Genomic DNA, 759 nt, shown 5'->3' with positions numbered 1-759 from the left:
ACACTCTAGATTAGTTTCGGCTTTTAATTTTTCTACCATATCACTGTCAACAATAGAATTAATATTATCTAATAAAAACGGTATTTGTTCTTTTTTAAGAAACTGTGATTTTGCTACTTCCATACCATCTTCTCCATATAAAAACTGTATAACACTTCCATCACTGTCTCTAACAGTCATGTCATAGTTAACTGCTACCCCTTCAAGATGTTTTATCAAGCAACGTTGTAAGTAGCCACTTCGACTAGTTTTAACTGCTGTGTCTACTAATCCTTCTCTTCCTGCCATACAATGAAAGAAAAATTCTTGTGGTTGAATACCTGTCATAAAACGACCATCAATGAAACCACCTGCTCTGGGTGATACATCATATGGAGGAAAACTAGGCAGAGACCGTCCTGAAACCATTAGAGGGGGACGTTTTCCTTCTAATTCAATTTGTCCTAGAAGACAAGAAATTTGCATAGTGTTAACAGCTGATCCTTTTGCTCCTGATTGAACCATTAATTGTAAATTATTTTCTGGAAATGGAGAAAGAAGTCCTGCTGGAAGGCATGTTTTATTTACACTATTTGTATATATATCTAAACACAGCTTATACTGTCTATCAATCACTGAGCGGAATTTGGGATCTTTTGTGTAAGCTTTTTCTAATTTCTCTTTCACAACAATTAAATTTTCATCTGGTGTTATATCTAGAGCTTTAGTGGCAGCTTCTTTACCAATTCGCCTTGCTTCTTCAATGTACTTTATTCTTTG

The 759-nt window shown here is 34.9% G+C and carries 1 protein-coding gene; it reads right to left on the bottom strand.

Translation table 4 applies throughout. The features are described from left to right. Positions 1-759 (bottom strand): hypothetical protein (locus tag MAGTDC_RS03685; protein WP_278046993.1); only part of this gene is annotated, 759 nt, incomplete at both ends.

The organism is Candidatus Hodgkinia cicadicola, assembly GCF_002774925.1.
This window is presented reverse-complemented; position numbering and strand designations above follow the sequence as displayed.